Below are 18,656 nucleotides of genomic sequence, written 5' to 3' on the forward strand. Positions count from 1 at the left end.
GTTCACAATTTCGAACGGACGACAAGCGCTTTGCGAGGACGAGATGCCGACACCCCTGATCATGGCCTGCACCAGCGACCTGTCCGGCCTCGTGCGTGGCAAGGGGTTCGCCCTGGCCGATCTGGAGAGGCGCATCGCCAGCGGTGTCGGCTGGACGCCGACGAACGCGCAGATCACCTGTTTCGACGGGATCGCGCCCTCGCCGTTCGGCTCGCTGGGCGACGTGGTGCTCTGGCCCGACGCCGACACGGTGATCGAGGCGCCGATCCCCGATGCCCCGCCCCTGCGCATGGTGCTGGGCGATATCCGCGAGCGCGACGGCGCCGCCTGGATGGCCTGCGCTCGCGGCCACCTGCGGGCCGCGATCGACCGGTTCCATGCCGCCACGGGGGCCGATCTGCGCGTCAGCTTCGAGCATGAGTTCACCCTGTCGGGGCTTGAAGGCGGGGCCGGTTTCTCGCTCGAGGGCTTCCACGCCGCGCAACCCTTTGCCGAGGACCTGCTGCAGGCGCTGACCGCCGCCGGCATGGAACCCGACAGCTTCCTGCGCGAATACGGACCCGGCCAGTTCGAGGTCACGCTGGCGCCGAAACCCGCCCTGCGCGCCGCGGACGAGGCCATCGCCCTGCGCGAGATCACCCGCGCCGTGGCCCGAGCACATGGCCGGCGCGCCAGCTTCGCGCCGCTTCCCGATGCCGACACCGTGGGCAATGGCGTGCATATCCATCTCAGCCTGTGGGACGGCGACACCCCGCTGACCCACGACCCCGAGGGCCCCGCAGGGCTGTCGCCCCGGGCCGCGCAGGCCGCCGCCGGGATCGTCGCGCACATGCCGGCGCTATGTGCACTGACCGCGGCCTCGGTGGCCAGCTACCACCGGCTGACCCCGCATCGCTGGAGCGCGGCCTATGCCAACCTTGCCGTGCAGGACCGCGAGGCCGGGCTGCGCATCTGCCCTGTCACCGCGACCGATCCCGCGCGCATGGCGCGGCAGTTCAATTATGAATACCGCGCCGCCGATGCCACGGCCTCGCCCTGGCTGGCGCTCTCGGCGCTGATCCATGCCGCCGCCGCGGGGGTCGAGGACGCGCTGCCCTGCCCCGCCCCGACCACCGGCGACCTGTCCGAACGCACCGATGACGCCTTGCGCGCCGAGGGGATCGACCCGCTGCCGCGCAGCCTGCCACAGGCGCTGGAGACCCTGCAGGCCAGCCCGGCGCTGGCCGCATGGTACGGCGCGCCCTTCCTGTCGCTTTATGCCGATCACAAGCGTCACGAGGCCGGCGAGGTCGCGGGGCTGGAGCTGGCCGAGATGCTCAACCGCTACGCAGATGTCTACTGACCCGGCCGCGCCCCGGGTCGATGCTTGAAAATGACCGCATTGCGCGCAATAGTTCACTATCCGAACAGGGAGATCACAAAATGAAAACCAGACCCACCTTGCCCGCATCCCTGCGCAACCCCATGGCGGGGGCGCTCAGCCGACGCCAGATGATGGGCGGCATGGCCGCCGGTCTTGCCGCGGCCGGGATGCCGATGAGCGCCCGCGCGCAGGCCGAACAGATCGCCCTGCTGACCTGGGACGCCTATGCCGACCCGCGCCTGCTCGACATGTGGCGCGAGACCACCGGCAACGGCGCGCGCTACGAGATCCACATCAGCGACCCGACCTCGGTCAACCGCCTGCGCGCGGGCGAGACGGATGTCTGGAACTTCATCAACCTCAACAACCCCTGGGCGCGGCAGGTGCTGTGGCCCGAAGGGCTGATCTACGACCTGCCCCGCGACCGGTTCGAACCGCTCTACGCACAGATGTTCGAGAAATTCGCCATGCCCTATGACTGGGCCCTGAGCCAGGACGGCGAGCACCTGCTGGGCGTCGTGCAGCGCTTCGAGACCTTCGACTTCGTGGTCAATTCCGACGTGATCGCGCCGGCCACCGCCAAGGACGAGGGCTGGGACCTGTTCAACAACCCCGACTTCGCGAACCGCTACGGCATCCTCGCCTACGAGGACTGGAACGTGATGGATATCTGCATGGGCGCGGGCATCCACCCCTACAAGCCCAAGACCGAGGCCGATTACGCCAAGTTCGAGGAAACCGCACGGCGCTGGATCAACAATGCCAAGCTCATCACCACCGATTTCGTGCAGCTGAACCTCGCCATGCTGAACGGCGAGATCGACCTCTACTTCACCGGCGGCACCTACACGGCCAGCTCGGCCCGGGCCGAGGGCGCGACCAACATCTATGCCATCACGCCGAATTCCGGCCCCGCCGACGGCAAGGGCGGGATCAACTGGATCGAGCTCAACTCGGCCGTGGCCAACCCGCAGGGCAAGGAGGCGACGCTCGACTTCCTGGAATGGATCACCACGCCCGACGCGGCCGAGATCGTGGCCCGCGGCAATGGCAACCTGCAGCCGGTCAGCCAGATGGCGCAGGACGAGGTGCTGGGCCGCTTCTCGGCGGACGAGCTGAACGCGATCCAGTGGGACGAGTTCGACGAGCGCATCGCCAACGCGGTCGAGTTCGACATCGTGCCGGATTACGACCGTCTCTACGACATCTACTCGGCGGCCATCCGTGATCGCGGCTGAACCGCAGATGACCGGAACGCCGGCCGACACGACACCCGCGCTCAGCCTTCAGAGGCTGAGCCGGCATTTCGGCGCGACCCGGGCGCTTCGCGATGTCTCGCTCGACATCGCGGAGGGCGAATTCTTCACCATTGTCGGACCCTCCGGGTCCGGCAAGACCACGCTCCTGCGCATCCTCGCCGGGCTGGACCGGCCGACCAGCGGCGCGCTGCTGCTGCGCGGGCAGGACGTCACGCTGCAACCGCCCAACAAGCGGCCCACGGCGATGGTCTTCCAGTCACTGGCGCTGTTCGACCATCGCAGCGTCGGGCAGAATGTCGAGTTCGCGCTGAAGATGCGCGGCGTGGGCGCCGAGGCGCGCAAGACCCGCGCGCTTGAGCTGCTGGAGCTGGTACGGCTGGGCGCCGATTATTACGGCCGCCCTGTCACGCAATGCTCGGGCGGCGAACGGCAGCGCGTGGCGCTGGCCCGGGCGCTGGCCTCGGATCCCGAGATCCTGTTCTTCGACGAGCCGCTCTCGGCGCTGGACTACCGCCTGCGCAAGACGCTCGAGGTCGAGCTGCGCGGACTGCAGCGCCGCACCGGGCGCACCTTCGTCTACATCACCCACAGCCTCGAAGAGGCGATGGTCATGTCCGACCGCATCGGCATCATGAAGGATGGCGCATTGGTGCAGGTGGGAACGCCCTCGCAGATCTATGACCGCCCGCGCGACCGTTTCGTGGCGCGCTTCATGGGCGAGGTGAACATCCTCGAGATCCGCGACGGCCGGCTGGTCGAGCTGGACACCCCCCTGCCCGGCCGTGCCGACGGCTATCTCGTGCTGCGCCCCGAGGCGCTGAGCCCGACCGAAAGCGGCCTGCCGATCCGCTGCACGGTGCTGGAGCGGTTCCAGCTGGGCTCGCGCGTGCAGCTGCACCTCGACACACCGGCCGGGCTGATGATCGCCGAACAGCCCGCCTCCTGCACGTTGCAGGCCGGCGACGAGGCCACCTTCTCCTTCGACCCCGACGCGGCGCACAGGGTGAGCGAATGAAACAGCGCGCGGGCTACCTGTTCATGGCGCCGGTGGCGCTGTTCCTGCTGGTGGGCTTTGCCACGCCGATCTTCATCGTCGGCTGGTATTCCCTGATCGAGCCGCGCACCTTCGAGCTGACCTCGGATCTGACACTGGCCAATTACCGCGCCGCCTTCACCGAGGGCTATGGCGGGCCGTTCTACTGGTCGATCCTCGGCGCCTTCGCTACCGTGGCGACCTGCGCGCTGCTGGCCTGGCCCACGGCCAAGATGCTGCATGCCCGCGCGGGCCGCGGCGCGGCCATCGTCACCGGTCTGATCGCCGTGCCGATCTTCGTCAGCGAATCCGTGCGCCTGTTCGGCCTGTCGCTCTTCCTGATGCCGGGCGGCGGGATCCTGGCCGGCTCGCTCAAGGCGCTGTTCGGCGTCTCGATCGGGACGGTGCTGAACACCAAGATCGCGGTCTGGCTGGGGCTCGTCTACGTGCATTTCCCCTTCATGCTGTTTCCGCTGCTGCTGGGCGTCGCGCTGATCCCGCAGGACCGCATCGACGCGGCGCGCGACCTTGGCGCCTCGCGCTGGCAGGTGCTGCGCGAGATCGAGTTGCCGCTGGCCCTGCCCGGGCTGGCCATCGGGGCGCTGCTGACCTTCGTGCTGTGCATCGGCGCCAATGCCGAGGCCGCGATCCTTGGCGGGCAGGCCGTCACCGTGGTCACCCGCGCGATCGAGCAGCGCTTTTCCTACGCGCAGGACTGGCCCATGGGCGCGGCGCTGACCATGCTGGTGACGCTGGTAACCGCGCTCGTCGTCTTCCCGGTGCTGTCACGCATCGACCTCAACCGATTGATTCGCCGATGAAGAAACAGCTGCAAGCCCTCTGGCTGACGGTGATCCTGGTGCTGCTCTACGTGCCGATCCTGTCGGTGATCCTCGCCAGCCTCGCCAATACCCGCTACATGCGCTTTCCGCATCGCAACTGGTCGATCGGCGCCTACACGGACGCGTTCTCGCAGCAGGAGACGCTGGTCCTGCATCTCGTCTCGCTCAAGGTGGCGGCTCTGGTCACGTTGCTGGCGCTGGTGCTGGCCACGCTGGGGGCGATGGCCTTTGCCCGCTACGACTGGCGCGGGCGCTCGATCTACCAGAAGGCGGTGGTGCTGCCGATCTTCTTTCCGCAGCCCGTGCTGGGGCTGGCGCTCTTGCTGTTCTTCTCGGCGCTCGGCATCACGCCCAGCTGGAAGACGGCCGTCTTCGCGCATCTGGTCTGGATCCTGCCCATCGTGACGCTGGTGATCTCGATCCGGCTGTTCGGCTACGACCCCGCGCAGGAAGATGCGGCCCGCGACCTGGGCGCCACGCGGCTCCAGACCCTGCGCGAGGTCACCCTGCCGCATCTGGCGCCGGGGCTGATCTCGGGCGGGCTGTTCGCCTTCCTGCTGTCCTGGTCGAACCTGCCGCTGTCGATCTTCACCACCGGCGCCGACACGACTCTGCCGGAATGGCTGTTCAGCCGGGTGGCGACGAATTACGCGCCGGTGGTCTCGGCCATCGCGGTGATCGGCACGCTGGCCTCGGTGCTGTTCGGGTTGGTGGTGCTGGCGGCGCTGTGGATGCAGCGCCGCGCCGCGCGTCAGTCGAGTTCCGCCTCGGCCTCGATCTCGACCGCGTAACCGCCGATCAGCTCCTTGACCACGATCAGCGTGTTGGCCGGGCGGGTCTCGCCGAAATAGCGCGCATGCACCTGCGAGACCGCCTGCCAGTCGGCCTCCTCGGTCAGGTAGATCCGGGTGCGCAGCACATCGTCCAGCGTGCCGCCCAGCGACGACACGGCCCCCGCGATCTTGTCGAGGATGTAGACCGCCTGCCCCGCCGCATCGCCCGGACAGACGGCGCCCCCGTGCGGGTCGGTCGCCGTGGTGCCGCTGACGAGGATGCGCTGGCCCTTGCGAACCGCGCGGGCAAAGCCGGCCTTCGCCTCCCAGATCGACCCACTCTCGGCGCGCCTGCGCCCCGGGCGCGGCTCGGAGACCGCAATCACCGGCGGCAGCGCGTCGAGGTGATGGGACAGGTCGCCCGAGGCGGTCAGGAAGGGCGGCTTGCGGTACTCGTCGCCGCAATCGCCGGGGATCGGATCCAGTTCCGCCACCGCCGCGTCGATCGTGGCGCGGTCCTCGGCATCCAGCGCAAAGCCCAGCATCCGCCGGTTGTCGTCGCGATGCGCGTTCTCGCCCAGCCGCGCGCCCACGATCACGCCCGCCGTGGCGCCCTGTTCCAGCACCCAGCGGCTGGCCACGTTGCTGACCGACACACCGTGCCGGTCGCCCACCGCCGCCAGCGCCTGCAGCAGGGTCTGGAAGCGGTCCCAGCCGCCCGCGGTCTCGATGAAGCGCATGTATTTCATGCGGCTCCAATCGGCGATCTCGGCCGGTTTGGCTTGGCCCAGCCACTTGTTCGACAGGAACCCGCCGCACAGCGTGCCGAAGCCCAGAAGCCCCACGCCATGCGCCTCGGCCACGGCGGTCAGCTCGCCCGCCGCGCGCCGGTCCACGACCGAGAAGCAGACCTGGTTCGTGGCGACCTCGATCCCCTGTTTCAGCACCATGCGCAGATGCGCGGCGTCGAAATTGGTCAGCCCGATATGGCCCACCAGCCCTTCCTCGCGCAGCTTCATCAGCTCGACCAGCGCGTCGAGATACTCGGGCGACTGGTACTGCCACCAGTGGAACTGCATCACGTCGACCCGGTCCATGGCCAGCCGCTCCAGCGCGGTCTCGACGCCGCGGCGCACGGTGCCGGCATCCATCACCCCGGGCTCGGGGCACCACTTGGTCAGGATGGTCGGGCGTGGCCCACCCTCGGCGGCGAGGATCTTCGCCGCGCGGCCCGCCACGATCTCGGCGCTGCCGTAATGGTCGGCCATGTCGAAGGTGGTAAACCCCTCGCGCGCGTAATCGGCCAGCGCCTCGGCCGCCGCGTCGAGGTCGAAGGCGCGGCCGTCCCGCTCCTGGTCGGCCATCTGCCAAAGACCGGTGACGATGCGGGACAGCGACAGCCCCGATGGCAGGGAAATCCGGTCCAGAGAATCTTTCATGTGTCGGGCGCCTTTCGCACAGCTGTTCGTCATGTTCATGGGGTTGCGGCACACTGGGCCGTCCCCGCAGCGGGGTCAATCCTGTGGAAAACCCCGCCAAGCCGGGCGCCGGACCCCGTCAAATGCGGGCTCAAGGCCCGAATCGCGCAGGGCAGCGCCACATGGCTTCAGAAAATCATTGACCCAAACCCGGCCCATGGACAAACATGTTTTCGGACATTTGTCCGCATAACGAACAACGTGGCAGAATACCCGCCCTTGAACGCAACAGGAGACAGACCATGAAGACCTGGCTTATCGCAGGGATCGCCGCCCTTGGACTGACGCTGACCGCGACCCCGGACGCGCAGGCGAAATCGCTCGAGGAGATCCTGTCCGACGGCACGATCCGCATCGGCATCAACCCCAACTTCCCGAACATGAGCACCCGCAACGAGGATGGCGAGTGGGAAGGTTTCGACATCGAGATCGGCACCATGCTGGCCGAAAAGCTGGGCGTCGAGGTGGAATGGGTCCCGACCGAGACCGCGCAGCGCGTGCCCTTCCTCGTCTCCGACCGGATCGACGTGTCCATGGGCGCGCTGACCCGCAACTCCGAACGCGCCAAGCTGATCGACTACACCGTACCGCTGCACACCGAGGTGCTGGCCGTGCTGGCCACCGACCAGATCGAAGGCGACAGCTGGGAGGATTTCAACAAGGACGGCGTCACCCTCGCCAACATGCGTGGCAACTGGACCGTGGGCTGGATCGAGGAGAACATGCCCAATGTCGAGCTGGAACTGGTCGACAGCATCGCCGACACCGTCCGGCTGGTGGCGCAGGGCCGCGCCGATGCCATCGTCGAGAATATCGACTTCTTCATGGGCTTCACCGGCAACCACGAAGGCGTCAACTGGCGTGTCGTGCCCGAGCCGATCTTTGTCGCCTACTGCGCGCTCGGCGTGAGCCAGGGCAATGACAACCTCGTCGAGGTGCTCAACATCCTGCTCTACGACCTGCACAGCTCCGGCACCGTCAAGGCGGTCTGGGAAGAGAACTACGGCGCGCCGATGCTGCGCGAAGTGCCCGTCTCGCCCTGGTTCTGATCCCCGCCACTCCAGGGGGCGTGGCCCACCCGCGCCCCCTGCCCTCCCCCCTCCCCCGCACACGCAGGCCCGAAGCACCCCCTCGCATGGACTACAATTTCCAATTCAACGTCGTCTGGCGCAATTTCGACGCGCTGCTCGAAGGCGCGTGGCTGACCCTGCAACTGGGCGTCTTCGCCTTCACCTGCGGGTGCCTGATCGGGCTGGTCGGCGCCGCCTGTCTCAGCTTTGCGCCGCGCCCGGTGCGCTGGCTGGTCCACGCCTTCGTGATCTTCATCACCAACACGCCCGCGCTGATCCAGATCTACTTCCTCTATTTCGGCCTGCCCGAATTCGGCATCCGCTGGTCCAACGAGGCCTGCGTGCTGATCGGGCTGACGCTGAATGCCGGCGCCTACCTGACGATGATCCTGCGCGCCGGGTTCCTGTCCGTGCGCCAGACCGAGATGGAGGCGGGCGAGACCATGGGCATGTCCCTGCCCCAGCGCATCCGCTACATCGTGGTGCCGCATATCGCCAAGTCGATCTATCCCGCACTTGCCAATTTCTTCATCGTCATCCTCGTGATGGGCACCTCGGTCGGCGCCGTGATCGGCGTGGACGAGCTGACCGGGCAGGCGATCAACCTGTCCACGGTGAATTATCGCTGGCTGGAATATTTCACCATCGTGGCGCTGATGTACGTGGTTCTGACCTTCATCGCCTCGATCGGGCTGGCGCTGCTGGGCCGCTGGGCCTTCCGCGTCAAGGCGAGGATCTTCTGATGGAGCGGATCCTCTCGCAGCTTCCCGATTTCTTCACCTGGAAGAACATCGCGCTTCTGGGCGAAAGCGCCCTGATGACCCTGTCCATGACGCTTCTGGGCTGCCTGATCGGCTTCGGCCTCGCGCTGGTGCTGGTCTACCTGCGCACCACGCCCGGGCTCTGGGCGCTGCCGCTGCGCGTGGCCTGCATCGCCTATGTCGAGGTGTTCCGCCGGATCCCCTTCCTCGTGGTGATCTACCTGGTGCTGTTCTTCATCCAGACCGTCGCCTCGGACGTGTCGCTGTTCTCGATCGCGGTGATCTCGATCTGCATCTACGCCATCGCCTATACCGCCGACATCATCCGCGGCGGCATCGAGAGCGTGCCAAAGACCCAGATCGAGGCCGCGCAGGCGATGAACCTGTCGCGCTTCCAGACCATGCGGCTCTGCGTACTGCCGCAGGCCCTGCCGGTTATCATCCCGCCCGCCATCGCCTTTGCCGTCAGCTTCATCAAGGACACCGCGCTGGTGTCCCAGATCGGCGTGTTCGAGCTGACCTTCCGCGGCAAGGAGCTCAACAACCAGGGCTATTCCGGCGTGCTGGTCTTCGGCACCATCGCGTTTTGCTACTTCCTCATGTCCTTCCCGCTGAGCCTCCTCGGCCAATACCTGGAGAAACGACTTGCCACACCTCGCGGTCAACGACATTCACGCTAACTACGGCGCGCTCGCCGTGCTGCACGGGATCGGCTTCGAGGTCGACCGCGGCGAGGTCGTGTCGCTGGTCGGCCCCTCGGGCTCGGGCAAGTCCACCGTGCTGCGCGCGCTGGTCGGGCTGACTCTTGTCACCGGCGGCAGCGTCGAGGTGGACGGCACGCGCATCGACTATGCCGCGCCGCGCGCCGTCAAGGCCGCCCGCGACCGGATGGCCATCGTGTTCCAGCAATACAACCTGTTCCAGAACATGAACGTTCTGCGCAACGTCACCCTCGCCCCGACCAAGGTGAAGGGCCGCAAGCGCGCCGAGGTCGAGGCCGAGGCGATGGAACTCTTGAAACTGGTGGGGATGGAGCACAAGGCGCAGGCCTACCCGGACGAGCTGTCGGGCGGCCAGCAGCAGCGCGTGGCCATCGCCCGCGCGCTGGCCCTGAAGCCGGAAATCCTGCTGCTGGACGAGGTGACCTCGGCGCTCGACCCCGAGCTGGTGAACGAGGTGCTCGACGCGATCCGCCGGTTGGCCGGCGAAGGCATGACCATGCTGCTGGTCAGCCACGAGATGAGCTTCGTGCGCGAGGTCTCGTCCAAAGTGGTCTTCATGGATGCCGGCCGCGTGGTCGAGGCCGGCCCGCCCGACGCGATCTTCGATGCCCCCTCCAGCGAGCGGGCGCGCGACTTCTTCGGAAAGGTCCTGCGATGAGCGCCCACGACACGCAAGCCGACAGCCCCTATCACTGGCCCGAGGCACATTGGCGCGCCCGGGTGAACACCGTGCGCGCCGGCCGCCGGCTCTGCCCGCCCTGGCCTGGGGGCGCGCGCGCCGCGCTGGCCCTGTCCTTCGATTGCGACCACGAGACCTTCGAGATGGGCGGCGGGCGCAGCGCGGTGGGCCGGCTGGCCTGGGGCGAATATGGCCGGCGCCGCGGCGTGCCGCGCATCCTCGACACGCTCGAACGGCACGCAGCCCCGGCCAGTTTCTTCATCCCCGCCGTCTCGGCCCTGATCGACCCGTCCGAGCCGCGCCGCATCGCCGCCGCCGGGCACGAGATCGGCGTGCATGGCTGGATCCACGAGGTCAACGGCACGCTGACCCCCGAGGAGGAGGCCGCCTCGCTCGCCCGCTCCCGCGATACGCTGGAAGAGATCACCGGCCAGCGCCCCGTCGGCCACCGCGCCGCGCATTGGGACCTGTCCGACGCCACGATCCGGCTGGTGGCCGAGGCCGGGTTCCTTTACGATTCCAGCATGATGGCCGATGACGACCCCTATGAGCTGATGACCGACGGCACCCCCACCGGGCTGGTCGAGCTGCCGGTGGACTGGCACCGCGACGACGCGGTCTACCTGCTCTACAACCGCACCCCGCCGACCCGCCCCACCCTGACACCCGAACAGGTGGGCGATGTCTTCGTGGCCGAACTGGACGGCGCGCGGTCCGAGGGCGGGCTCTGCCAGCTGGTCATGCACCCGTTCGTCATCGGCTACCGCTCGCGGATCGGCATTCTCGACCGGGTGCTGCGCCATGCGCGCGAAACCGGCGATGTCTGGATCGCCACGCATGAACAGATCGCGCGCCACGCAGCACAGGAGATGACATGAGCTTCGACGACCGGCTGGCCGCGGCCCGCACCCCCGATGACGCGTGGCGCGCGCTGCAGGACCTCGTGAAGGGCAGTGTCGGCGCCAAGCTCTTCACGATCATGACGGTGGACATGGAGGCGATGCAGGCGCGCCGGGCCTACAGCTCGGATCCGGAAAATTATCCCGCCGCCGGGACAAAACCCATCACACCCAATCGCTGGCTGGACCATGTGCATGGCAAAGGGCAGACCTTTGTCGCCAACACGCTGGCCGAGATCGACACGGTCTTTCCCGATGCGGAACTGATCGGCCGGCTGGGCTGCGGCTCGGTCATCAACCTGCCGATCACCGAGGGTGGCCAGCTGGTGGCGACGATGAACATCCTGCACGAGGAACAACATTACACGCCCGAGCGTGTGGCCGAGACGGAGCGCGACCTGTCCGGCCCGGCCCATGCGGCCTATGCCCGGGCGCGTTCACTCGGCCCGCTGCTCTGAGCCCCCGGCCCGGTCGCCGAACAGGTCCAGCGTCCCGGTCCACAGCACCTGCGCCACCTCGTCATGGGGATTGGCCCAGCCATGCGCGCGGGTGGAATCGTAATGCGCGCTGTCGCCCGCCTGAAGCTCCATCACCTGCCCGTCCAGGGTGAAATCCAGCCGCCCGGACAGCACGTAGAACGTCTCTTCCCCGGCATGGCCGGTCTGTTCCGAGGAATAGCCCGGCTCGATCGTCAGGATGAAGCAGGACAGCTCCGAGCCCGGAAAGACCGCGCCCAGCCGTTCATAGCGCACCTTCGAGGCCCCCAGCAGGAATTGCGGCCGCGTATCGGCCCGGGTGATGCAATCGGCCGGCTGCGGTTTGCCGACAAAGGCGTCGATCCCCACCCCCAGCGCCGCGGCGATGCGCGACAGGGTGGTCAGCGCCGGGGTGGCTTTGTCGCGTTCGATCAGGCTCAGGTAGCCGGTCGAGATGCCCGCCGCCTCCGAGACCTCCTGCAAGGTCAGCTCCAGCTTCTGCCGCCGTGCCCGGATCATGCCGCCGATCCACAGCTCGTCCTGCGTGATGCCCGTATCCAAACGCTGCCCTCCTGCCCTGCCCTTACCACGTATGGGCCGGGAAACACGTGCGAAATCGTCTTACCCCGCATCGCGCACCCGGTCTCCGGCGCCAAGGCTGGCCTGGTACAACTCTCGCGCGTAGGGCGCCCGGAATGCGCCGTCATGCAGCGCGGCAACGCCGGTCTCCTCGACCAGCTGGCCCTTGTGCAACACGCCCAGCCGGTCGCAGAGGAAGCTGACCACCGGAAGCGCATGGGTCACCAGCACATAGGTCAGCCCGCGCTCGGCGCGCAGCCGCACCAGAAGGTTCAGGATCTCGGCCTGCACGCTGACATCCAGCGCGCTGGTCGGCTCGTCCAGCAGCAGAAGCTTGGGGTCCAGCATCAGCGCGCGGGCGATGGCGACACGCTGGCGCTGCCCGCCCGAGAGCTGGTGCGGAAAGCGGAAGCGATAGCGCGGGTCCAGCCCGACACTGCGCATCATCTCGATCACCTGCGCGTCGCGATTGCCGATCCCGTGAATGCGCAGCGGCTCGGACAGGGTGGCATCCACCGTGCGGCGCGGGTGCAGGCTGGCATAGGGATCCTGGAAGACCATCTGGCAGTGCTGCGCAAAGGCCCCCTGCCCCAGCGCGCTGCGCGGCGCGCCGTCGACCTCGATCTCGCCGCGCCAGTCCGGCACCATGCCCACCACGGCGCGCAGGATCGTCGACTTGCCCGAGCCGCTCTCGCCCACCAGCGCATAGCTTTCGCCCCGGGCCACGCGGATCGACACGTCGCGCACGACATCCGTGCGCCCGTAGCGCACCGACAGGCTCCGAATGTCCAGCGCCGCGCTCATGTCCCTGCCCCCGCGCTGCGGTCCATCACCGGCAGCACCTCGCGTGTCTCGTCCATGCGCGGCACCGAGTCCAGCAGCGCCCGCGTGTAAGGGTGCCGGGCCGCATGCAGCGCGCCGGCCTGCAATTCCTCGACCACCTCGCCCTGGTTCATCACCAGCACCCGGTCGCAATAGCGCGCCACGAGGTCGAGGTCGTGCGAGATCAGGATCAGCCCCATGCCGTTCTCGGCGATCATCTCCTCGATCAGGTCCAGCACCTGCGCCTGCACGCTGACATCCAGCGCGCTGGTCGGCTCGTCGGCGATCAGGATGTCGGGCTGCGGGATCAGCATCATGGCGATCATCACCCGCTGGCCCATCCCGCCCGAGACCTCGTGAGGATACAGCCGCATGACCCGTTCGGGATCGTGGATGCGCACCTTCTCCAGCATCTCGCGCACCCGGGCCTGCACGGCCCGGCGCGGGATGCGCTCATGCACGCGCAGCGCCTCGGCAATCTGGTCGCCCACGGTGATCACCGGGTTCAGCGAGTAGCGCGGATCCTGCATCACCATGCTGATCCGGGCGCCCCGCACGCGGCGCATCTGCCGGTCGCTCAGCGCCATCAGGTCCTGCCCGTCGAAGCGCAACGCATCGACCTCGACCCGCGCCGGCGGGCGCAGCAGGCGCAGGATCGACCGCCCCGTCAGGGACTTGCCCGAGCCGCTCTCGCCCACAATGCCCAGCCGCTCGCGGCCCAGCGTGAAGGAGACGCCGCGCACCACCTCCACCCGGCCGCGCGGGCCGGGAAAGCTGACCCGCAGGTTGTCCAGTTCCAGCAGCGCGGTCATCAGCGCCCCTCCCGCTGCTTGGGGTCCAGCACGTCGCGCAAGCCATCGCCCAGGAAACAGAAGCCCAGGCTGACGATGATGATGGCAAAGCCCGGCATGGTCGCCACCCACCACTGGTCGAGGATGAAGGACCGCCCGCGCGAGATCATCGCGCCCCATTCCGGCAGCGGCGGCTGCGCGCCGAGGCCCAGAAAGCCCAGCCCGGCCGCGGTCAGGATGATGCCCGCCATGTCCAGCGTCACCCGGATGATGGTCGAGGACATGCAGAGCGGGATCACGTGCACCACGATCACCCGCAGGTGCGAGGCGCCCTGCAGCCGCACCGCCGCGATGAATTCCGAGTTGCGGAAGGTCAGCGTCTCGGCCCGGGCGATGCGCGCATAGGCGGGCCAGGCGGTGACCGCGATGGCGATGATCGCGTTCTGCAACCCCGCCCCCAGCGCGGCGACGAAGGCCAGCGCCATGATCAGCTTGGGCAGCGACAGGAACACATCGGTCAGCGCCATCAGCACCCGGTCGACCCAGCCGCCGAAATAGCCCGCCACCGCGCCGATGATCAGCCCCAGCGGCGCCGAGATCAGCGCCACCATCACCACGATCAGCAGCGTGATGCGCGCCCCGTGCAGGATGCGGCTCAGGATGTCGCGGCCCAGCTCGTCGGTGCCCAGCCAGTGCTCGGCCGAGGGTGGCAGCAGCCGCGAGCCCAGGTCCTGCCCCACCGGCGAATGCGGCGACAGCCACGGCGCGAAGATGGCCACCACGATCAGCGCCCCGATGATCACCGCGCCCAGCATGGCCAGCGGGTTGCGCCCGAAGGCCCGCGCGATGGACCACGCCCGCCCCGCCTGCGCCTGCAGCCGCGACGCCGGCGCGTCATCCGTCAACCAGTCCCGTACCGCGCCCATCACCGGCTCCTCGGATCGAAGACGCGGTAGAGCAGGTCCGACAGGCGGTTGATCACGATGAAGACCGTCCCGATCAGGATCGTCGCCCCCAGAACCGCCGCCATGTCGGCGCGCAACAGCGCCGTTGTCAGGTAATTGCCGATCCCGGGCCAGCTGAACACGATCTCGACCATGACCGAGCCTTCCAGCAGCACCGCGTAGCTCAGCCCGATCACCGTGACCAGCTGCACCCGGATCGGGTAGAAGGCATGTTTCCAGATCACCACCCGCTCGCTCACGCCCTTGACGCGGGCGGTGGTGACGAATTCCTGCGCCAGCTGGTCCAGCATGAAGCTGCGCGTCATGCGCGCGATATAGGCGAGGCTGAAGAAGCCAAGGATCGAGGCGGGCAGGATCAGGTGCGACAGCGCGTTGGCAAAGATCGTCATGTCGCCGGCGATCAGCGCATCCACCGTCAGCAGCCCCGTCACCGTGGGCACCATCCCGTCATAGAAGATGTCGATGCGCCCGGGCCCCGACACCCAGCCCAGCCCGGCATAGAACACCGCCAGCCCGACCAGCCCCATCCAGAAGGCCGGCACGGCATAGCCCAGAAGCCCCAGCACCCGGATCACCTGGTCCAGCCAGCTGCCGGCATGGGCCGCGGCGATCACCCCCATGGGCACGCCCAGGAAGACCCCGATCAGGATGCCCACCGTGGCCATCTCGACCGTGGCCGGGAAGAAGCGGGCCAGGTCCTCGACCACCGGCCGCCCGGTGGTCAGCGAGGTGCCCAGATCGCCGGTCAGCACGTCGCGCACGTAGATGGCGAATTGCACCGGCAGCGGCTTGTCCAGCCCCAGCGCCTCGCGCGTGGCCTCGTAGACCTCCTGGCTGGCGCGGTCGCCGACCACCGCCACCACCGGGTCGATTGGCACGACGCGCCCGATGAAGAAGGTGATCGCCAGGAGACCGAGGAAGGTCAGCAGGGTGACGATCGCGAATCGGCCCAGCCCCAGCGCCAGATCACTGGCGCGATGGTCCGTTTCGGCACCGGGTTCGGACAAATCTGCCGCCAAACGTGAGATCTCCTGTCATGGAACCGTCAGAATGTCCGCATTACGAACAAAAGTTCTTTCCATGTAAAGACCATTCTGCTTACAGTAAAAATATTTTACGCCACCCGGCCCCGGCCGGTCACGTGAAAACAACGGCCGCGCCTGCAACGCGGCGCATTCTGATCAACAGGAGGTCTAATCCATGAAACACTCCCTCAGGCATGTGGCGGCGGCGGTGACCGCGCTGGCCATGCTGGGCACCCCGGCGCTGGCGGATACCCCGCCCAACGTGCTGGTCGTGGCGCAGAACATCGACGACATCGTCGCGCTGGACCCGGCACAGGCCTATGAATTCACCTCCAGCGAGTACATGGCCAATGTCTATGACCGGCTGGTGCAATACGATGCCGAGGACACGACCGAGCTGGTCGGTGGCCTCGCCGAAAGCTGGGAGATCGATGCCGAGAACCGGACCATCACCTTCACCCTGCGCGACGGCGTGAGCTTCCATTCCGGCAACCCGGTCACGCCCGCGGACGTGGTCTACAGCTTCAAGCGCGTGGTCGCGCTGAACAAGAACCCCGCCTTCATCCTGACCCAGCTGGGCTGGACCCCCGAGAACATCGAGGAGATGGTCACCGGCGAAGGCAACACCGTCACGTTGAAATATGCCGGCGACTTCTCGCCCGCTTTCGTGATGAACGTGCTGGCCGCGCGCCCGGCCTCGATTGTCGACAGTCAACTCGTGATGGAGAACGCGGTCGACGGTGACATGGGCAATGCCTGGCTGAACACCAACTCCGCCGGCTCGGGCGCCTTCTCGCTCCAGATGTACCGCCCGGCCGAGATGCTGCGCCTTGTCGCCAACAAGGACTATTTCAAGGAAGGCCCCAAGCTCGACCAGATCATCATCCGCCACGTGGCCGAGGCCGCGACCCAGCAGCTGCTGCTGGAACAGGGTGACGTGGATATCGCGCGCAACATGACGCCCGAACAGGTCGCCGCCCTGCCCGAGGACGGGTTCAAGGTCTCGATCCATCCGCAGGCCGCGATCCACTTCATCTCGTTCAACCAGAAGGTTCCGGCCCTGCAGCACGAGGCGCTCTGGGAAGCCTCGCGCTACCTGATCGACTATGAAGGCCTGACCTCCACCCTGCTCAAGGGACAGATGGAAACGCACCAGGCCTTCTGGCCCAAGGGCTTCCCCGGCGCGCTTGAGGACACGCCGTTCAGCTACGATCCCGAGAAGGCCAAGCAGATCCTCGCGGATGCGGGTGTCGAACTTCCGATCAACGTGGAAATGGACGTGTTCAACTTCGCGCCCTTCACCGACGTGGCGCAGTCGATCCAGGCCAGCTTTGCCGAGGCAGGTATCAATTTCGATATCGTTCCCGGCACGACCGCCGCGATCATCACCAAGTACCGTGCCCGCGAGCACGAGGCGATCATGCTGTACTGGGGTCCCGACTTCAACGACCCGCATTCGAACGCCAAGGCCTTTGCCTACAACAAGGACAACTCGGATGACGGCTACGCCTCCACCACCACCTGGCGGAACGCGTGGGAGGTCTCGGACGAGATGAACGCCCGCACCATGGCCGCCCTGTCCGAAAGCGACCCGGCGAAGCGCGAAGAAATGTATCTCGAACTGCAGCGCGACGTGCAGGCCAAGGCGCCCTTCGTCATCATGTACCAGGCCACGCTTCAGGTCGGCATGGACGAGGACGTCACGGGCTATGTGCATGGCGCCAGCTCCGACCTCGTCTTCTACCGCCTCGTCGAGAAGAACTGAGCCCCTCACTCCCCGTCCCCGGGTTTCTTTCCGGGACCGGTCTTCTGCCGCGGCCTCCGGGTCGCGGCTTTTTTCTGCGCTCATGGCATCGCCGGGTCGGGTCGGTTGACAGCTGTCGCGGGATTGTGCCGCCAAGTGGCGTGCCCCCATCGGGTGGTCCGGTTTAATTGTTATTGCATCGTCGGCCCCTGGTCCCTTGGCACGATGCTTTCCGGCACGGGTGGGCGGTGGCCCAGAGCGCTGTGCGGCCTGATCGTGTTGTAGTGGATGCGCCATTGCTCGATCAGGATTTGGGCTTCCCGCAAGCTGTAGAAGATTTCACCGTTGAGCAACTCGTCCCGGAAGCGGGCGTTGAAGCTTTCGCAGTATCCGTTTTCCCATGGTGACCCCGGCTCTATGTAAGCCGGCTTGGCACCGACCGCCGCGACCCAGTCCCGCACCGTCTGAGCGATAAATTCTGGGCCATAGCATGTCGGGAAATTCTGGCCGCTTAGGTCAGCAGGTCATGGGGCGTCCGGTATCCCTGATACCCTGATACCCTGATACCCTGATACCCTGATACCCTGATACCCTGATACCCTGATACGGTTGCCCAGAGGGGTTCTGCCGTCAATAAATGATCTCTTCCATAGCAAACACAGGGTACGCGCGATGGCGGCCCTCACCGTCCTCAATACGAGTTTCCAGATCTCAAGCAGAAGGCCCGAACTGGACGTGTCGCGGTTTGATGCCGCTCCTTTGATAGCATTTATTGCAGAAAAGGAGACGTACTATGGGACTGAAACGAACGGACGAATTCCGCGCTGATGCGGTTCGGATCGCGCTGACGAGGGGGCTGAGCAGGAAGCAGGTGGCATCGGATTTGGACGTTGGCCTGTCGACGCTGAACAAGTGGGTGACGGCGCATCGTGACACTGACGTGGTGTCGGACAAAGACCTTGACCTTGCCCGGGAGAATGAACGGCTTCGACGCGAGAACCGCATTCTCAAGGAGGAGAGGGAGATCCTAAAAAAGGCAACGCAGTTCTTCGCGGGCCAAGAGCCATGAGGTTTCGGTTCATCCACTGCCCGGCAGTCGAAACGCAGTTTCGATGAGAGGGGAAGAGCATCGCGATGCCTTTTGCACCAAACGCATGTGTGACGTGCTGGATGTCAGTGGCCGCGGTCTGCGGGCCTATCGCAGCCGACCTGTCAGTCAAAGGCAACGGACTGACATGGTCGTTCTGGCGCATATCAAGGAGCAGTCTCGCTTCAGCCTAGGCAGTTATGGCCGTCCGCGGATGACCGAGGAGTTGAAGGAGTTGGGCCTGAACATTGGCCACCGCCGTGTCGGTCGTCTGATGCGTGAGAACGG

At 66.8% G+C, this 18,656-nt stretch carries 18 protein-coding genes and 2 pseudogenes; 13 read left to right on the forward strand and 7 right to left on the reverse strand.

From position 1 onward, the window contains the following. Positions 1–43: 43 nt before the first annotated feature. From AVJ23_RS10995 to AVJ23_RS11015, 5 genes are all read left to right on the forward strand, one after another. Entirely contained in the window at positions 44–1,342 is a 1,299-nt protein-coding gene (locus AVJ23_RS10995; RefSeq protein WP_058862233.1) for a type I glutamate--ammonia ligase, read from the forward strand. Positions 1,343–1,422: 80 nt separating this feature from the next. Beyond that, the gene (locus AVJ23_RS11000; RefSeq protein ID WP_157772662.1) at positions 1,423–2,601 is read left to right on the forward strand and encodes an ABC transporter substrate-binding protein; all 1,179 of its coding nucleotides are present in this window, start codon (positions 1,423–1,425) and stop codon (positions 2,599–2,601) included. Positions 2,602–2,608: 7 nt separating this feature from the next. After that, complete coding sequence (locus AVJ23_RS11005) at positions 2,609–3,637, forward strand: ABC transporter ATP-binding protein (protein ID WP_058862235.1); 1,029 nt, start codon at positions 2,609–2,611, stop codon at positions 3,635–3,637. Beyond that, positions 3,634–4,476 carry an ABC transporter permease gene (locus AVJ23_RS11010; protein WP_058862236.1) on the forward strand — a complete coding sequence of 281 codons (843 nt, stop codon included), beginning with the start codon at positions 3,634–3,636 and terminating at the stop codon, positions 4,474–4,476. Before AVJ23_RS11005 ends, AVJ23_RS11010 begins: the two co-directional genes overlap by 4 nt. After that, positions 4,473–5,288 (forward strand): ABC transporter permease, encoded by an 816-nt coding sequence (locus AVJ23_RS11015; RefSeq protein ID WP_058862237.1) that lies wholly within the window; start codon positions 4,473–4,475, stop codon positions 5,286–5,288. The genes AVJ23_RS11010 and AVJ23_RS11015 overlap by 4 nt, the downstream gene beginning before the upstream one ends. Here AVJ23_RS11015 and AVJ23_RS11020 read toward each other — a convergent pair. Next, complete coding sequence (locus AVJ23_RS11020) at positions 5,249–6,709, reverse strand: aldo/keto reductase (protein WP_058862238.1); 1,461 nt, start codon at positions 6,707–6,709, stop codon at positions 5,249–5,251. The genes AVJ23_RS11015 and AVJ23_RS11020 overlap by 40 nt on opposite strands. Positions 6,710–6,990: 281 nt before the next feature. On the opposite strand from AVJ23_RS11020, the gene AVJ23_RS11025 reads away from it, so the two are divergent. The 6 genes from AVJ23_RS11025 (at position 6,991) to AVJ23_RS11050 (ending at position 11,337) form a co-directional block, all read left to right on the forward strand. Further along, positions 6,991–7,797, forward strand: a complete 807-nt coding sequence (locus tag AVJ23_RS11025; RefSeq protein ID WP_058862239.1) for a transporter substrate-binding domain-containing protein — start codon at positions 6,991–6,993, stop codon at positions 7,795–7,797. Between the two features lie 86 nt (positions 7,798–7,883). Next, complete coding sequence (locus tag AVJ23_RS11030) at positions 7,884–8,561, forward strand: amino acid ABC transporter permease (RefSeq protein WP_058862240.1); 678 nt, start codon at positions 7,884–7,886, stop codon at positions 8,559–8,561. Next, positions 8,561–9,259 (forward strand): amino acid ABC transporter permease, encoded by a 699-nt coding sequence (locus AVJ23_RS11035; protein ID WP_084794489.1) that lies wholly within the window; start codon positions 8,561–8,563, stop codon positions 9,257–9,259. Before AVJ23_RS11030 ends, AVJ23_RS11035 begins: the two co-directional genes overlap by 1 nt. Beyond that, positions 9,225–9,959 carry an amino acid ABC transporter ATP-binding protein gene (locus tag AVJ23_RS11040; protein WP_058862241.1) on the forward strand — a complete coding sequence of 245 codons (735 nt, stop codon included), beginning with the start codon at positions 9,225–9,227 and terminating at the stop codon, positions 9,957–9,959. The genes AVJ23_RS11035 and AVJ23_RS11040 overlap by 35 nt, the downstream gene beginning before the upstream one ends. After that, positions 9,956–10,858, forward strand: coding sequence for a polysaccharide deacetylase family protein (locus AVJ23_RS11045; protein WP_058862242.1), 903 nt, complete (start codon positions 9,956–9,958; stop codon positions 10,856–10,858). Before AVJ23_RS11040 ends, AVJ23_RS11045 begins: the two co-directional genes overlap by 4 nt. After that, entirely contained in the window at positions 10,855–11,337 is a 483-nt protein-coding gene (locus AVJ23_RS11050) for a GAF domain-containing protein (protein ID WP_058862243.1), read from the forward strand. The genes AVJ23_RS11045 and AVJ23_RS11050 overlap by 4 nt, the downstream gene beginning before the upstream one ends. Here AVJ23_RS11050 and AVJ23_RS11055 read toward each other — a convergent pair. From AVJ23_RS11055 to AVJ23_RS11075, 5 genes are read right to left on the reverse strand one after another with little or no spacing between them, the layout of a single operon-like run. Beyond that, the gene (locus AVJ23_RS11055; protein WP_058862244.1) at positions 11,317–11,916 is read right to left on the reverse strand and encodes a cupin domain-containing protein; all 600 of its coding nucleotides are present in this window, start codon (positions 11,914–11,916) and stop codon (positions 11,317–11,319) included. The two genes, AVJ23_RS11050 and AVJ23_RS11055, sit on opposite strands and share 21 nt — an antisense overlap. Before the next feature lie 60 nt (positions 11,917–11,976). Beyond that, the gene (locus tag AVJ23_RS11060; RefSeq protein ID WP_058862245.1) at positions 11,977–12,738 is read right to left on the reverse strand and encodes an ABC transporter ATP-binding protein; all 762 of its coding nucleotides are present in this window, start codon (positions 12,736–12,738) and stop codon (positions 11,977–11,979) included. After that, entirely contained in the window at positions 12,735–13,568 is an 834-nt protein-coding gene (locus AVJ23_RS11065; protein ID WP_058862246.1) for an ABC transporter ATP-binding protein, read from the reverse strand. Before AVJ23_RS11065 ends, AVJ23_RS11060 begins: the two co-directional genes overlap by 4 nt. Beyond that, positions 13,568–14,473 (reverse strand): ABC transporter permease, encoded by a 906-nt coding sequence (locus AVJ23_RS11070; protein ID WP_058862247.1) that lies wholly within the window; start codon positions 14,471–14,473, stop codon positions 13,568–13,570. Before AVJ23_RS11070 ends, AVJ23_RS11065 begins: the two co-directional genes overlap by 1 nt. After that, on the reverse strand, positions 14,473–15,477 hold the full coding sequence (locus AVJ23_RS11075; RefSeq protein ID WP_437176752.1) for an ABC transporter permease: 1,005 nt from the start codon (positions 15,475–15,477) through the stop codon (positions 14,473–14,475). The genes AVJ23_RS11070 and AVJ23_RS11075 overlap by 1 nt, the downstream gene beginning before the upstream one ends. Before the next feature lie 235 nt (positions 15,478–15,712). Between AVJ23_RS11075 and AVJ23_RS11080 the strand changes: the two genes are divergently transcribed. Further along, positions 15,713–17,302 (forward strand): ABC transporter substrate-binding protein, encoded by a 1,590-nt coding sequence (locus AVJ23_RS11080; RefSeq protein ID WP_058862248.1) that lies wholly within the window; start codon positions 15,713–15,715, stop codon positions 17,300–17,302. Positions 17,303–17,472: 170 nt separating this feature from the next. On the opposite strand, the pseudogene AVJ23_RS11085 reads toward AVJ23_RS11080, so the two are convergent. Continuing rightward, positions 17,473–17,766, reverse strand: a pseudogene (locus tag AVJ23_RS11085) (integrase core domain-containing protein); the annotation flags it as partial. A gap of 308 nt (positions 17,767–18,074) precedes the next feature. On the opposite strand from AVJ23_RS11085, the pseudogene AVJ23_RS22610 reads away from it, so the two are divergent. Continuing rightward, positions 18,075–18,656, forward strand: a pseudogene (locus AVJ23_RS22610) (IS3 family transposase); the annotation flags it as partial.

It is taken from the genome of Pseudoponticoccus marisrubri, assembly GCF_001482405.1.
GTDB classification, from domain to species: Bacteria; Pseudomonadota; Alphaproteobacteria; order Rhodobacterales; family Rhodobacteraceae; genus Pseudoponticoccus; species Pseudoponticoccus marisrubri.

Excerpts from the sequence above, each read along its gene's own strand:
- AVJ23_RS10995 (WP_058862233.1), top strand. The coding sequence starts at position 44 with ATGCCGACACCCCTGATCATGGCCTGCACCAGCGACCTGTCCGGCCTC.
- AVJ23_RS11000 (WP_157772662.1), top strand. The coding sequence starts at position 1,423 with ATGAAAACCAGACCCACCTTGCCCGCATCCCTGCGCAACCCCATGGCG.
- AVJ23_RS11005 (WP_058862235.1), top strand. The coding sequence starts at position 2,609 with ATGACCGGAACGCCGGCCGACACGACACCCGCGCTCAGCCTTCAGAGG.
- AVJ23_RS11010 (WP_058862236.1), top strand. The coding sequence starts at position 3,634 with ATGAAACAGCGCGCGGGCTACCTGTTCATGGCGCCGGTGGCGCTGTTC.
- AVJ23_RS11015 (WP_058862237.1), top strand. The coding sequence starts at position 4,473 with ATGAAGAAACAGCTGCAAGCCCTCTGGCTGACGGTGATCCTGGTGCTG.
- AVJ23_RS11020 (WP_058862238.1), bottom strand. The coding sequence starts at position 6,709 with ATGAAAGATTCTCTGGACCGGATTTCCCTGCCATCGGGGCTGTCGCTG.
- AVJ23_RS11025 (WP_058862239.1), top strand. The coding sequence starts at position 6,991 with ATGAAGACCTGGCTTATCGCAGGGATCGCCGCCCTTGGACTGACGCTG.
- AVJ23_RS11030 (WP_058862240.1), top strand. The coding sequence starts at position 7,884 with ATGGACTACAATTTCCAATTCAACGTCGTCTGGCGCAATTTCGACGCG.
- AVJ23_RS11035 (WP_084794489.1), top strand. The coding sequence starts at position 8,561 with ATGGAGCGGATCCTCTCGCAGCTTCCCGATTTCTTCACCTGGAAGAAC.
- AVJ23_RS11045 (WP_058862242.1), top strand. The coding sequence starts at position 9,956 with ATGAGCGCCCACGACACGCAAGCCGACAGCCCCTATCACTGGCCCGAG.
- AVJ23_RS11050 (WP_058862243.1), top strand. The coding sequence starts at position 10,855 with ATGAGCTTCGACGACCGGCTGGCCGCGGCCCGCACCCCCGATGACGCG.
- AVJ23_RS11060 (WP_058862245.1), bottom strand. The coding sequence starts at position 12,738 with ATGAGCGCGGCGCTGGACATTCGGAGCCTGTCGGTGCGCTACGGGCGC.
- AVJ23_RS11065 (WP_058862246.1), bottom strand. The coding sequence starts at position 13,568 with ATGACCGCGCTGCTGGAACTGGACAACCTGCGGGTCAGCTTTCCCGGC.
- AVJ23_RS11070 (WP_058862247.1), bottom strand. The coding sequence starts at position 14,473 with ATGGGCGCGGTACGGGACTGGTTGACGGATGACGCGCCGGCGTCGCGG.
- AVJ23_RS11080 (WP_058862248.1), top strand. The coding sequence starts at position 15,713 with ATGAAACACTCCCTCAGGCATGTGGCGGCGGCGGTGACCGCGCTGGCC.